The 14365-nt window shown below is 70.0% G+C and carries 7 protein-coding genes and 1 pseudogene; all 8 read left to right on the top strand.

The features are described from left to right. The first annotated feature begins 140 nt into the window (after positions 1 to 140). Complete coding sequence (locus EFL95_RS19955; protein ID WP_281272237.1) at positions 141 to 3563, top strand: sortase domain-containing protein; 3423 nt, start codon at positions 141 to 143, stop codon at positions 3561 to 3563. Between the two features lie 35 nt (positions 3564 to 3598). After that, positions 3599 to 4798 carry an adenylyltransferase/sulfurtransferase MoeZ gene (gene moeZ, locus EFL95_RS17565; protein ID WP_123235419.1) on the top strand — a complete coding sequence of 400 codons (1200 nt, stop codon included), beginning with the start codon at positions 3599 to 3601 and terminating at the stop codon, positions 4796 to 4798. A 130-nt stretch (positions 4799 to 4928) separates the two neighbouring features. Then, positions 4929 to 5789 carry a hypothetical protein gene (locus EFL95_RS17560; RefSeq protein ID WP_123235418.1) on the top strand — a complete coding sequence of 287 codons (861 nt, stop codon included), beginning with the start codon at positions 4929 to 4931 and terminating at the stop codon, positions 5787 to 5789. Between the two features lie 29 nt (positions 5790 to 5818). After that, complete coding sequence (locus EFL95_RS17555) at positions 5819 to 6148, top strand: MGMT family protein (protein WP_123235417.1); 330 nt, start codon at positions 5819 to 5821, stop codon at positions 6146 to 6148. Between the two features lie 396 nt (positions 6149 to 6544). Then, complete coding sequence (locus EFL95_RS17550; RefSeq protein WP_246005025.1) at positions 6545 to 9814, top strand: ATP-dependent helicase; 3270 nt, start codon at positions 6545 to 6547, stop codon at positions 9812 to 9814. After that, complete coding sequence (locus EFL95_RS17545) at positions 9811 to 12996, top strand: ATP-dependent helicase (protein ID WP_123235416.1); 3186 nt, start codon at positions 9811 to 9813, stop codon at positions 12994 to 12996. The genes EFL95_RS17550 and EFL95_RS17545 overlap by 4 nt, the downstream gene beginning before the upstream one ends. Positions 12997 to 13006: 10 nt before the next feature. After that, a complete protein-coding gene (locus EFL95_RS17540) occupies positions 13007 to 13570 on the top strand; it encodes a hypothetical protein (protein ID WP_123235415.1) in 564 nt (187 codons plus the stop codon). Between the two features lie 273 nt (positions 13571 to 13843). Further along, positions 13844 to 14365 (top strand): annotated as a pseudogene (locus EFL95_RS19775) (hypothetical protein); the annotation flags it as partial.

Below are 14365 nucleotides of genomic sequence, written 5' to 3'. Positions count from 1 at the left end.
AACAGGACCGGAGCCTTCCGGCTCCACCCGAACCGACCGACACCACACCTGAACCACCCTCCGCCCCGGCGGAGTCGCAGAAGCCCAGCGCGTCACCGACCGCTGGGCTTCCGCGCTCGGAGGGTTCGGAGGGGTCCGTCGTGACCCTCGACGGCGCCGCACCCGCCGAGACGGACAACGAGCCGACCGCCGAGGAGCAGCAGCGCCGCACGCGGCACAAGAACATTCACCCGGACGTCACTGCCGTGACTGTTGGTCTCAGCGAGATGATGGGTGGCGAGGCGGAGACGCCGGAGATGGAAAGGGGGGCGGACGACGTGCTCGAGGCACCACGCCGACGCTGGTTGAGCCGCGCGCGAAACGCGGACGCTCCTCCGAGCGAGGAGCCCCTGGAGGGCCAGCCCGACCCGGCTGAGCTCGACGCGACCCTGGCTGCGCTCTTCGGCATGACGTCGGGGCCTACCGTCGTCGAGCAGCGCACTCCGGAGCCCGCGCCTGATGCGCTGGGTGAGCCTGAGCCGGATTCGCTGGTTGAGCTTGTCGAAACCCCGCCGCCCCCGCCGTTCATCCCTCCGCCTCCGCCGATCGTCGAACAGCGGCTCCCGGAGCCCGAGCCCGACTTGCCGGTTGAGCTTGTCGAAACCCCCGAACCGGCCGCGGTGGTTGAGCCCGAGCCCGATGTGCTGGTTGAGCCTGTCGAAACCCCTGAGCCGGCCGCGTTGGTCGAGCCCGAGCCCGACGTGCCGGTTGAGCCTGTCGAAACCCCCGAGCCGGCCGCGGTGGTTGAGCCTCAGTCCGACTTGCTGGTTGAGCCTGTCGAAATCCCTGAAGCGGTCGTCGAGGCAGAAGCAGAGCCGGCACCGCCTCCGGGACCCGAGTCCTTCATCTCGGACCCGACCCTGGCTGCGCTGTTCGGTCCGGCCGCTCACTGGCCCGAGCCGGCCGTGGTCGCCGAGCCCGAGCCGACCGCACTGGTCGAGCCTGTCGAAACCCCCGAGCCGGTCTCAACCCCCGAGCCCGTCTCAACCCCCGAGCCCGTCTGGGAGCCGCCAGCTTTCCTGGCGCCCGCTCCGTCGGAGTCGGAGCCAGAGCCGGAGCCGTACTTCGAGCCCGAGCCCTTCTTCGAGCCCGAGCCCTTCTTCGAGCCGGAGTCGTACGTCGAGCCGGAGCAGCCCGCGTTCGTCGAGCCCGAGCAGCCCGCGTACGCCGGGGCTGACTGGTACGTCGAACCCGAAGAGCTCTCGCCGGTTGAGTTCGTCGAAACCCCCGAGCCGGCCTCGCTGGTTGAGCTCGTCGAACCCCCCGAGCCGACCTCGCTGGTTGAGCCTGTCGAAACCCCCGAGCCGACCTCGCTGGTTGAGCCTGTCGAAACCCCCGCGCCCCCGGCATCCCCGGCAGTGCCCGCGCCGGTGCCGAAGGGTCGCTGGTGGCGCAAGAGCAAGCGGGTCGAGACGCCTCCTGAGGTCGAAGAGGCGCTCTCCCTCGACTCCAACGTCGCGGCGTTCTTTGGTCTGAGCGGGCTCGAGTCCGAGGAGCAGGTCGCCGCTCCGGCGGACGTCGAGGACGCTGCGGTTGTCGAGGAAGCCCCCGCCGAGGAAGCTCGGGTCGAGGAAGCTCCGGTTGCCGAGGACGCCCTCGTCGAGGCCCCTGCGATCGACGAGCCCGTCGCCGAGGCGACCGAGGCGACCGCTGCAGTCGAGACAGATGAGCCCGAGCTCGTAGACGCTCCGCCGGCTGCCGCACTCGACCCGGACGTCGCCGCGTTCTTCGGCCTCGTCGCCCCTCGCGACGACCACCCCGTTGAGGTCGTCGAGGAGCCTGCTCCCCAGGCGATCGAAGACGAGCCCAAGAAGCGCGGTCGGTTCCGGCGCAAGAAGGCTGCGCCCGAGATCGTCGAGGCCGCGGCAACGCCGCCGGTCGAGGCGGAGCCCGAGGCTGAGGTCCAGCTCGAGACCGAGCCGGAGCAACCCTCGCCGGTTGAGCCTGTCGAAACCCCCGAGCCCGTGGCCGTCCTCGCGGACGCCGAGCTCGAGGTCGCCGAGCCCGAGGTCGCCGAGCCCGTCGAGGAGCCCCAGCCGAAGCGCGGGTGGTTCGGTCGCAAGAAGGCCGCGCGTGACGACGAGGACGAGGTCATCGGGCTGCCGCTCGAGGACGGTCCCGCGGCGGAGGCGCCGGTCGAGGAGGCCCCGGTCGAGGACGCCCCGGTGGAGGAAGCGCCGGCTGACCAGTCCCTGGTCGGCAAGGGCCGCGTGCCCGGCCCGGACCCGGACTCCTGGCGGGCAACGCAGCTCGCCGCGCTCTTCGGCGCTACCGAGACCAAGCCCGTCGAGACGCCTGCGGAACCGCAGGAACCCAGCGTCGAAGCAGAAGCTCCTCAGGAAGCCGCCGCCGAGGCCGATGCCCTGCACGTGGTTGTCGTTCCGGACGAGGACTCGGCTGACTTCGCGGCCGGGTTCCTGCGTGACGTCAGCGTGCTGCGGCACGGCAATGCGCCGATCGTCGACGCACCGATCGCGGCTGCTGACGACCCGGTCGAGGTCATCGACCCGAAGGCCGACCCCGAGGACTCGCTGCCCGAGGACTGGGCTCCGGAGCACCCGCCGCGCACCCGCCGCGAGCGCAAGCGCGCTGCGAAGGCGAACGCGATCCCGCTGGTGCGCGCCCCCAAGCGTCCGGCGACCCGCACGCAGAAGGCCGCCAAGGTGATCGCCGTCGTCGGCTTCCTGTGCGTGTGCGCCGCTGTCCCGTTCCTGGTGCCGGCGGTCCCGTCCACGATCTCGAACCTGTTCCCGGACAGCGCCCAGACCCCGCAGGTGATCGACCCGGTCATCGACCCGAACACCGGTGGCTTCAACGGTCCGGTCGGGATCCAGCAGCCCGGTGGCCCGCTGGCCGGCCGCGCCCTGGCCTCGGCCGGTGACCCGCTCGAAGTCCAGGTCCCGCGGCTCAAGGTCGACTCGCAGGTCGTTCCGATCAGCGGTCAGACCGGCGAGCTGCTGCCGCCGGATGACCCGCAGGTCCTGGGCTGGTGGCAGGAGGGTCGCGGCGCCGGCGCCGAGAACGGCTCGGCCGTCGTGACCGGTCACACCGTGCACACCGGTGGTGGCGCGTTCGACCACCTGGGTGAACTCGTCGCCGGCGACACCATCCGGGTGCGGACCGATGCCGGCTGGATCGGCTACGTCGTCCAGCGTTCGCGCGTCTACTCGACCGCGACGCTGGCCCGTGACGCCGCCTCGATCTTCACCCTGCAGGGCCCCGGCCGCCTGGTGCTGATCACCTGCTCGGACTTCAACGGGTCGGTCTACCTGTCGAACTCTGTCGTCTACGCCGTACCGGTGACCGACGAGCCGTTCGTGAACGGGCCCAAGGCGACGCCGACCAAGAAGCCGACGAAGAAGCCGACCGAGCAGCCGCGGATCCCGTTCGCCCCGTCGACGCCGTTCACACCGCAGCCCACGCGGACGCCCGTTCCGAATAACGGACCGTCGGCCAACCCGACCGGGATCGCGGGGAACACTGAACCCAGCGGCGGTGTTACACCGACCGAGAAGCCGTTCTAGCAGCGGCCCCTGATCCACCCGCACCGAGGAGTGTCGTGTCCCTGCCTGCACTGGTTGAGCCCGCTGACGAGCTGACCATCGACGAGGTCCGTCGTTACAGCCGCCACCTGATCATCCCGGACGTCGGCATGATCGGTCAGAAGCGGCTGAAGAACGCCAAGGTGCTGGTCATCGGTGCCGGTGGCCTCGGTAGCCCGGCCCTGCTCTACCTGGCCGCGGCCGGCGTCGGCACCCTCGGTATCGCCGAGTTCGACACCGTCGACGAGTCGAACCTGCAGCGCCAGGTCATCCACGGCGTCAGCGACATCGACAAGCCCAAGGGCCTCTCGGCCCAGGAGTCGATCGCCGAGATCAACCCGTACGTGAACGTCGTCCTGCACAACGAGCGCCTCGACAACGACAACGTGTTCGAGGTCTTCAAGGGCTACGACCTGATCGTCGACGGCACCGACAACTTCGCCACCCGCTACATGGTCAACGACGCGGCGTACTTCCTCGGGATCCCCTACGTGTGGGGCTCGATCTACCGCTTCGACGGCCAGGCCAGCGTGTTCGCGCCGACCCTGGTCGACGACGCCCCGTGCTACCGCTGCCTGTACCCCGAGCCGCCGCCCCCGGGCATGGTCCCCAGCTGCGCCGAGGGCGGCGTGCTCGGGGTGCTGTGCGCGAGCATCGGCTCGATCCAGGTCAACGAGGCCATCAAGCTGCTCACCGGTGTGGGCGACCCGCTGGTCGGCAAGCTGATGATCTACGACGCCCTGGAGATGGAGTACCGCAAGCTGAAGGTCCGCAAGGACCCGAACTGCGCGCTGTGCGGTGAGAACGCCACCGTCACCGAGCTCATCGACTACGACACCTTCTGCGGCGCGATCTCCGACGAGGCCGCGGACGCCGCGGTCGGCTCGACGATCTCGGTGCAGCAGCTCGAGCACATGCTGAAGGAGCGCGAGAACGGCGAGCGCGACTTCGTGCTGGTCGACGTCCGTGAGGCCGTCGAGTACGACATCAACAAGATCCCCGGCTCGGTGCTGATCCCCAAGGGCGACTTCCTCAACGGGACCGCGCTGGAGAAGCTGCCGGCCGACAAGCAGATCGTGATGCACTGCAAGACCGGTGTGCGGTCCGCCGAGACGCTCGCCATCGTGAAGGGTGCCGGCTACTCCGACGCCGTGCACGTGGGCGGTGGCGTGGTGGCCTGGGTCAACCAGATCGACCCCTCGCAGCCGTCGTACTGACGCTTTGAAGTCCGGTTGCTGAGGAGGTTGCGCAGCAACCGTCTCGAAGTACAGCGGCCGTCCTCGTAGCCAAAGGGCGGCCGTTGTCGTTGAACCCGTACTCATCACTGCTGCACGGGGGATACACCGCATGTCTGCTGCACGTCCGCGCCTGATCACCGCCCTGCTCGGCGCTGCCACGCTCGTCGGGGCCGTCCTGGCCGCCGTACCGACCGCCGGCGCCGCCTCGACCTGGGCGTCGGAGTCCAAGGCCACCATCAAGCCGGGAGTGCAGATGGTCACCGCCGGTGCGCAGTGCACCGCTAACTTCGTCTTCAAGGACGCCTCCGGCCGCGTGTACGTCGGGTACGCCGCGCACTGCGCCGGGACCGGCTCCTCGACCGACACCAACGGCTGCAAGACCAAGTCGCTGCCGCTGGGCACCAAGGTCGAGTTCGTGACCGGGGGCAACCTGCTCTCCGGCGGCACGACGCTGGGTACCGGCAGGCTGGCGTACAGCTCGTGGAACACGATGCAGAAGATCGGAGCCAAGGGCATGGCGCTCTGCGCCTACAACGACCTGGCGCTGGTCCGGGTCGACCCCGCCTACGTCGGCAAGGTGAACCCGACCGTCCCGGTCTGGGGTGGTCCGAGCGCGATCAGCACGACGCTGCTCAAGGCCGGCGCGAAGATCTACACCGTGGGCAACTCGGGACTGCGCAGCGGCACCGCGGCCTCCAAGTCCGGCAGCGTGACCGGTGTCGTCGGCGGCGGCCTCGCCTACACCCTGACCACCGGCAACCCGGGCATCCCCGGTGACTCCGGGAGCGGCTTCATGGACGCGGCCGGCCACCCGGTCGGCGTGCTCTCGACGATCTCCGTGGGTCTGTCGGTGACGCCGGTGAGCAACACGATGGGCAACATCGTCAAGGAGCTCGTCTTCGCCCAGCGCCACAGCGGGATCAAGGGCCTGTACCTGGTCAAGGGCACCCGGGCCTTCTCCGCCAAGTAGCCGTCGGCACCGGTGGGTAGCCTCGGCGCATGCCGGGTTCAGCCGACCACGAGGACTACGTCGAGCAGGTGCTGACGATCGTTGACGCCATCCCGCGGGGGAGGGTGACGACGTACGGGCTGATCGCTGAGGCGGTCGGTCGTGGTGGGCCGCGCCAGGTCGGCAACGTGATGGCGCAGTACGGCGGATCGGTGACCTGGTGGCGCGTGGTCCGGGCCGACGGCTCCCTGCCCGACTCGCACGGACCGGAGGCCCGGCAGGCCTATCTCGAGGAGGGCACGCCGTTGCGTCCGTCGGGTTCGGTCGACCTCAGGAACGCGGTCTGGCTGCCCCCGGATATCCACAGCCCGGGCCTCTGATCGGTGGACAACTCGGCTTTCCTGTGGACAGAGAAGGCCGATCTGTGGAGGACACGCCGTGCAGCGAGAATTCCCAAAAATAGTTGGGAAAACTCCTTGCCAAGGGGTCTGCGCGGGACGTAGAAATCTCTCACGCAATCCCTTCGGGGAGAGCGGGATCGGATCGGAAACCTGTTCCACACGGCGGGGCAACTCGTCGCCAGCGCAGTGATGTGCGGTGGGGGACCTGGTGAAAGAGTCGGTCGGTTCGGAGGCATCACCCGAAGGCCAAACGAAGGCCCCGTGCAACTCATACTTGGACGGGGCCTTCACCTTTTCTCGAGCCCGCTCCCTCGTTGGTTGAGCCTGTCGAAACCCCGTGACCGTCGCGCCGATCTGTCGGCAGCGGATGATTGAGTGGACCTCGTGACCGCCCCGACCTACCGCCTCGCGCCGCCTCCGCCGGCAGCCGCGGTCCCGGTCCTCGACGAGTGGCAGCAGGCGGTCGTCGACCACGCCGGCGGTCCGCTGCTGGTGCTCGCCGGCCCGGGCACCGGCAAGACCACGACGCTGGTCGAGGCGATCGTCGACAGGGTCGAGGTGCGCGGTGCCGATCCGTCCTCGGTGCTCGCCCTGACCTTCAGCCGCAAGGCGGCGGACCAGCTCCGCGACCGGGTCAGTGGTCGGCTGGCGCGCACGACCGCGTCCACGATGAGCTCCACGTTCCACTCGTTCGCCTACGGGATCGTGCGCGAGCTCCGGGCCGACCTGTACGACGGGCCGCTGCGGCTGCTGTCGGCGCCCGAGGCCGACGTGATGATCGCGGAGCTGCTGGAGGACTCACCTGAGTCGGTCACCTGGCCCGAGGGTCTCCGGGTGGCTGCACGCACCCGCGGTTTCGCCCGCGAGATCGGCGCCGTGCTTGCCCGTGCCCGGGAGAAGGGGCTCGATGAAGAGGCGCTCGTCGCCCTGGGCCGCGACCACGGCATCGAGGAGTTCGTCGCGGCCGGCTGGTTCCTGGACCAGTACCTGGCCAACCTCGACCAGCAGTCGGCCACCGACTACGCCGACCTGATCCGGCGGGCGGTGATCCTCGCGGAGTCGCACCGCGATGTGCTCCGGGCGCGCTACCAGCACGTGTTCGTCGACGAGTACCAGGACACCGACCCCGGTCAGGTCGCGCTGCTCCAGGCGATCGCCGGCGACGGTGCGAACCTGACCGTGGTCGGTGATCCGTACCAGTCGATATACGGGTTCCGGGGCGCCGACGTCCGCGGCATCCTCGAGTTCCCCGATCGGTTCCGCGCACGAGACGGCTCCCATGCCCCGATCGCCGTACTCGGCACAACCCGTCGGTTCGGCGCCCGGGTCCTCACCGCGGCCCAGCGGGTGGCGGCCCGGATCCCGCTCACGGGAGCGATCGGCGCCGACGTGGCCGCGCAGTTCCTCGCACCTCAGGTGGAGCCCGGAAAGCCGGAGGGGCGGGTCCAGGTCTTCACCTGCGACACCGAACGTGCCGAGGTCGAGCAGATCGCCGACCTTCTGCGCCGGGCGCACCTCGAGGACGGCGTCGACTGGTCCGAGATGGCGGTCCTGGTCCGCTCCGGGCGGGCGACCATCCCCGGGCTGCGTCGTGCGTTGACCACGGCTGGGGTTCCGGTCGAGGTCGCGTCCGACGAGACCCCTCTGTCCCGGGAACCGGCGGTGCAGCCGCTGCTGGAGGCACTCCGGGCGGCCACCGCGCTCGACCTTGAGGACGTCTCCGACCCGCACTACCTGGATCCGGCCCGGGCCGAGGGTTTGCTGACCTCACCGTTGGCCGGGTTGGACGCAACTGATGTCCGGACCCTGGCCCGGGCACTGCGCGCGACCGAGAAGGTCGCCGCGGTCGCGGAGAACCGCAGCCTGCGCTCCTCCCCGGACCTGATCCGCGCGGCGCTGGTCGAGCCCTCGGTGCTCGACGGAGCCGAGGGCTCGGCCGTGACCCGAGCGCGCCGCCTCGCCGACCTGCTGCACCGGGCGCGGGCGCTGATCGACGGCGGTAGCTCTGTCGAGGAGGTGCTCTGGGCGATCTGGGACGGTACCGGTTGGCCCGAGCTGCTCCGGCGGGCGAGTGAGCGGCCGGGGTCGGCCGGTCGGCTCGCGCACCGCGACCTCGACGCGATCTGTGCGCTCTTCGAATCGGCTGCGCGTGCCGAGGAGCAGCTCGGACACGCCAGCGTCCGAGCCTTCCTGCACACCATCGCCGGTCAGGAGATCCCCGCCGACACGCTGGCGGACAAGGGCGTCCGCGGGTCAGCGGTCCGGCTGCTGACCGCCCATCGTTCCAAGGGTCTCGAGTGGCGGCTCGTCGTGGTGGCGCACGTCCAGGAAGGCAGCTGGCCCGACCTGCGTCGTCGATCGACGCTGCTCCGCGCCGGCCGAATCGGCGCGTCGGTGTACGGCCATGCCGAGCTCCAGGACGACGTCACGTCCCGCGAGCTCCTCGCCGAGGAGCGCCGGCTCTTCTACGTGGCGTGCACCCGCGCCCGCGAGCTGCTGGTCGTCACCGGTGTCGACTCCGCGGACGAGGACGGAGAGCAGGCTTCGCGTTTCCTCAAGGAGCTGCTGCCGCTCGAGGAGAAGCCGGAGCACCGCCCCGGTCGGCCGCCGCGACCGCTCTCGCTGGACGGGATCGTGAGCGAGCTGCGTCGCACGGCGGCCGACGAGGCGACTCCGACCGCGTTGCGCGACGCCGCCGTCCGACGCCTGGCCCTGCTCGCCGCTGAGTACGACGGCGCTCGTCCTCTCGTTCCGACGGCGAACCCGGGTGCCTGGTGGGGAACGCGGGGCTGGTCGCACGCGCCGACGCCGGTGCGCGCGGTGGAGACGCCGGTGTCGCTGTCCGCCAGCGCCCTCTCGGGCATTGGGGACTGCCCGGCCAAGTGGTTCCTGGAGCGCGAGGCCGGCGGCTCCAGCAAGTCCAGCCAGTCCCAAGGGTTCGGCAACGTGGTGCACGCGGTCGCCGACCGGATCGCCCGGGGTGACCTGGTCGCCTCGACCGGCACGATCGCCGAGCTGATGGTGCACGTCGACCAGGTCTGGGACCAGCTGCCGTTCCGGACGCCGTGGTCGCGGGAGCGTGAACGCGCCGAGATCGAGCGCGCGCTGACCCGGTTCGTCGCCTACCACTCCCGCCCCGGTGCGCGCACGATCCTGGCAACCGAGCAGCCGGTCACCGCAGAGGTCACGCTTCCGGACGGCCAGAAGGTCGGGCTGCACGGCTTCGCTGATCGGCTCGAGATCGACGCCGACGGCCGGGTGGTGGTCGTCGACCTGAAGACCGGCAAGTACCCGCCGGGCGACAGGGAGCTCGCCGAGAACCCGCAGCTCGGGCTGTACCAGCACGCGGTCGCGCACGGAGCCGTCGACAGGGTGCTGGCCGAGCGCGGGCATCAAGCGCCGGGGGAGGCGGGAGGTGCCGAGCTGTGGCACTTGCGCAAGGACGTGCGCGGGGAGCTCAAGGTGCAGCGTCAGGAGCCGCAGCAGGCCGGTGAGGACGGCGCCCTGCCGATCGAGCGCCAGCTCGCCGAAGCGGTGCGGCTGATCCGTGACGAGGAGTTCCAAGCCCGGCCGGGGTCGGCTTGCCAGCACTGCGCGTTCACGGCGCTGTGTCCCGCCAAGAACGCCGGGACGGTGCTGTCATGACCGCCCGTCAGATCCAGGACGCTGCCGCCCTCCAGCGGCTGATGGGGACCGACTTCGCACTCAGCGACGAGCAGTTCGCGGCGGTGCGTGCGCCGTTGGCGCCGGCCGTGGTGATCGCCGGAGCAGGCTCCGGCAAGACCGAGGTGATGGCGTCCCGGGTCGTCTACCTGGTCGCCACCGGCCAGGTCCGACCCGACCAGGTCCTCGGGCTGACCTTCACCACCAAAGCGACAGCGTCGCTGGCCCGCCGGATCAAGCAGGCGCTCGACCACGCCGGGCTGACCGCGCTCGCCGTCGACGAGGACCTCGAGCAGGACGAGATCCTCGAGCCGACGGTGGCGACCTACAACGCCTACGCCGCACTCCTGCTTGCCGAGCACGGCCTGCGGATCGGTCACGAGCCGGACACCCGGGTGATGGCCGACGCCTCGCGGTACCAGCTCGCGGCCCGCGCGATCGACCAGCACCGCGGCACGGTCGACCGGCTGACCGACAGCCCCTCGCACGCGATCGATGCCCTGCTCGCCCTCGACAGCGCGATGGCCGAGCACCTGGTCACCATCGAGGAGGTCCGACAGTTCCACCGCATCCAGCGGCCGCAGTTCGAGGCTGCTCTCGCGACGGCGCGTGCCAAGGCGCCGATCCAGGTCGTGATCGACAAGATGGACGAGCGCGAGGAGGTGCTGGCGCTGGTTGCGGACTACCGCCGACTCAAGGCGCGCCACGGGTTGATGGACTTCTCAGACCAGATCGCGTTGTCCGCGCAGCTCACCCGCGAGCACCCCGACGTCGGCCGGCTCGAGCGGGAGAAGTATCGCGTCGTGCTGCTCGACGAGTACCAGGACACCTCGGTCGCGCAGGCCCAGCTGCTCGCTGCACTGTTCTCCGGCCCGGATCCGGCCTCGGGCCGAGGGCACCCGGTGACTGCGGTCGGCGACCCGAACCAGGCCATCTACGGCTGGCGCGGCGCCTCGGTCTCCAACATCTTGAACTTCGGCGACTTCTTCCCGGCCGACGGCCCGCCTGCGGTGCACCACCTGACCACGAACCTCCGCTCCGACGAGCGGATCCTCGAGGTCGCCAACGCGCTGGCTGCACCGCTCTACGACAAGTTCGACGTGGTCGAACCGCTGATGGCTCGCCCCGGTGCCGCTCGCGGAGAGGTCCGCACCGATGTGCACAACACGTATGCAGATGAGCTCGCGTGGTTGCCGGCCCAGGTGCGCGCGGCCTGGGACGCCGACCGGGGCTGGAGCGAGATCGGGGTGCTGACGCGTGACAACGAGCACGCTGCCGACGTGTTCGACGCGCTGACCGAGGCTGACATCCCCGTCGAGATCGTCGGCCTCAAGGGCCTGCTCCGGTTGCCGGAGGTGAGCGAGGTGGTCGCGACTCTCGCGGTGCTGACCGACCTGACCGCGAACGCCGACCTGCTCACCCTCCTGTCTGGTCCGCGCTGGGCGATCGGTCCCCGCGACCTGGCCCTGCTCGGTGCTCGTGCCCGTGAACTGGCCGACACCGGCAGCCGTCGCGACGAGAGCCTCACGGTCACCGAGGAGCTGAGCAGGGCGGTCGCGGGGGCCGACCCGACCGAGGTGCTCTCGCTGGCGGATGCCCTCGACGATCCTGGTGAGCGCACCTACTCCTCCGAGGGGCGCGAGCGGTTCGCGCTGCTCTCCGAGGAGCTCAGGATGCTCCGCCGCCACGTCGGGGAACCGTTGCTCGACCTGGTCCGGCGGATCGTCGACACCACCGGGATCGACGTCGAGCTGGCGTCCTCCGTGTCCAAGGCGGCCCGGGCAAGGCGCGACAACCTCGACCTGTTCATCAAGGCGGTCGCCGAGTTCGAGGCAGTCGACGGCCAGGTGACCTTGACGGCCCTGCTCGCCTGGCTGAACGCGGAGGACGAGTTCGGCACCGGCCTCGACGTCGCCACCCCGTCGGAGTCCGACTCGGTCAAGCTCCTCACGGTGCACCGGTCCAAGGGGCTGGAGTGGGACTCGGTGTTCCTCGTCGGCGTCTGCGAAGAGCGGTTCCCGGTGACGCGGGGGCGCAGCCAGTGGACGACCGTCTCGAAGGTGATGCCCACCGCGCTGCGCGGCGATGCCGCCGACCAGCCCCGGCTCGGTGGTTACGAGAAAGCCGACCTGGACGCGATGAAGGCCGAGGCCGCGGACAACGAGGCCGACGAGCAGTTGCGACTGGGGTACGTGGCCTTCACCCGGGCGCGGCATCTGTTGCACGTCTCGTCGTACCTCTGGCGCGACAGCAGGCAGAAGCCGCTCGGCCCCTCGCCGTACCAGCGCACGGTCCTGGAGATGATCCGGTCCTGGGGCGAGGAGCCCGGCTCCTGGGCCGACAAGCCGGCGGACGGCACCCCGAACCCGCTGCACGCCGAGCAGGTCTCGCTGGACTGGCCGGTCGTCGCCCACACCCCGGAAGTGGTGCGCCGGCTCGCCGCCGCCGAGCTGGTCCGGGCTGCGATGGACCGGGGTCCGGTCGAGGACGAAGGGCTCGACATGGTCGAGACGGCCAAGGTCGCGGACTGGGACCAGGAGATAGCCCACCTCCTGGCCGAGGCGCGCGCCGATGCCGCACCCGACGTGCTGGTGCCGCTGCCGACGAGCCTCGCTGCAACGTCGGTCGCCCGGATCGCGGAGGACCCGGACGCGTTCGCCCGGGTGCTGGCCCGTCCGATGCCGCGGCCGCCGTCCAGGGCGGCCCGGTTCGGCACCCGCTTCCACACCTGGGTCGAGCAGCGGTTCGGGCAGCAGCAGGTTCTCGACCCGGACGACCTTCCCGGCCGTGCTGATGTCGGCATCGAGAGCGACGAAGACCTGGCCGCGGCGATCGAGGCGTTCGAGGCCGGCCCGTTCGCGGAGCGAGTCCCGCACGCGACCGAGACGCCGTTCGCTCTGGTCCTTGCCGGGCAGGTGGTTCGAGGTCGGATCGACGCCGTCTTCGCCGAGCCCGACGGTCGTTGGCTGGTGGTCGACTGGAAGACCGGACGCGCCGACTCGGCCGACCCGCTCCAGCTCGCGGTCTACCGGCTGGCGTGGGCCGAGCTCGTCGGCGTACCGGTCGAGAAGGTCAGCGCGGCGTTCCACTATGTGCGCACCGGAGAAACGGTCGAACCGGACGACTTGCTGGATAGGCCCGGTTTGGAAGGACTGCTCCGGTAATCTCCACGACGTGAATCAGCGACGCCAGTCCTCTGCCATCAACCCGATCGTTCTCCTGACGATTGTCGGCCTGGTGCTGGCGGCCGCCGTCTACTGGTTCGTCATCCGCGACGACAGCAAGGACACCAAGGGCAAGGACGGCGCGGTCGCCACGAAGACCTTCACCGCCCCGGGCAACTCCTTCTCGTTCAAGTACCCGGCCGGGTTCGCCGAGAAGACCGACGAGTCGAAGGGCTACGTGTTCATCGGCAGCCTCGGTGCCTACGACCTGCTGAATGTGAAGCGGACGGCCAACAAGCCGACCGGGATCGCCCGGCTGAAGGTGAGCGTCCCGAAGAGCTGGTCGAAGATCGCCGGCACGACGATCCTGTCCCAGGGGACCGACCGCCGCGACGGCATCGACATGGTGACGATCCGGGTCCAGAGCACCCTCAACGGACTGCCATTGACCTCGGACCTGTACTACTTCAGCGCCAACGGCGTGACGTGGACCCTCGAGTGTGAGTCCCAGAACCAGACCGCTGCGATCAATGCTGCTTGTCAACAGGCTCTGGCGACCTTTAAGGCCTCCTGACGCCTTTTGTTAACTCTCAGACCCCATATCTGTCGGGGTTTGTCGTACATGTCCGAATGATCCATCCTCACAACAGTTACGGCCGGGATGGTTCCGATCGAACCTGGTCTAGCCCGACAAAATCGGGCGCAGGACGGGAACGTGTTTCGGTCCTACTGTGGCTCCGATTGCTTTGAGGATGGGGCCTCTAGACGTCGGAGCGCTCCCACCTCACGACGTGGAGGTTCCCCGGTGGAATTCAGGACCAAGGCAAAGAACGTTGTCCTCGCGACGATGGGACTCTCGTCCCTCGCGGTGTACGGCACGCAGGCAGCTGCGATCGCCGCTATCCCGTCACCCGACGGGACCATCTACGCCTGCTACATGAAGGACAACTCGCCGATCCCCGGCGCCCCGTACTACAAGGGCGACGTCCGGATCGTCGACCAGGCCGAGGCCTGCAAGAGCATCGAGATCCGCATCAGCTGGAACGCGGTTGGCCAGACGGGAGCCACTGGCGCCACCGGCCAGGCGGGCCCGCAGGGCGTGACCGGTGCTACCGGCGCCAAGGGTGCTACCGGTGCGCAGGGCGCGACGGGTGCCACGGGCAACAACGGTTTGAACGGCGCGACGGGAGCCACCGGGGCCACCGGCGCGACGGGTAACAACGGTTCCAACGGTGCGACGGGCGCTACTGGCGCCACCGGGAACCAGGGCGCGACCGGTGCGACCGGTGCGACGGGTCAGTCCGGCGCCCAGGGTGTGACCGGTGCAACCGGCAACACCGGCGCCACGGGTGCCACGGGCGCGACGGGT

Source organism: Nocardioides marmorisolisilvae (assembly GCF_003725775.1).
Lineage (GTDB): Bacteria > Actinomycetota > Actinomycetes > Propionibacteriales > Nocardioidaceae > Marmoricola > Marmoricola marmorisolisilvae.
This window is presented reverse-complemented; position numbering and strand designations above follow the sequence as displayed.

Excerpts from the sequence above, each read along its gene's own strand:
- EFL95_RS17560 (WP_123235418.1), top strand. The coding sequence starts at position 4,929 with ATGTCTGCTGCACGTCCGCGCCTGATCACCGCCCTGCTCGGCGCTGCC.
- EFL95_RS17555 (WP_123235417.1), top strand. The coding sequence starts at position 5,819 with ATGCCGGGTTCAGCCGACCACGAGGACTACGTCGAGCAGGTGCTGACG.
- EFL95_RS17545 (WP_123235416.1), top strand. The coding sequence starts at position 9,811 with ATGACCGCCCGTCAGATCCAGGACGCTGCCGCCCTCCAGCGGCTGATG.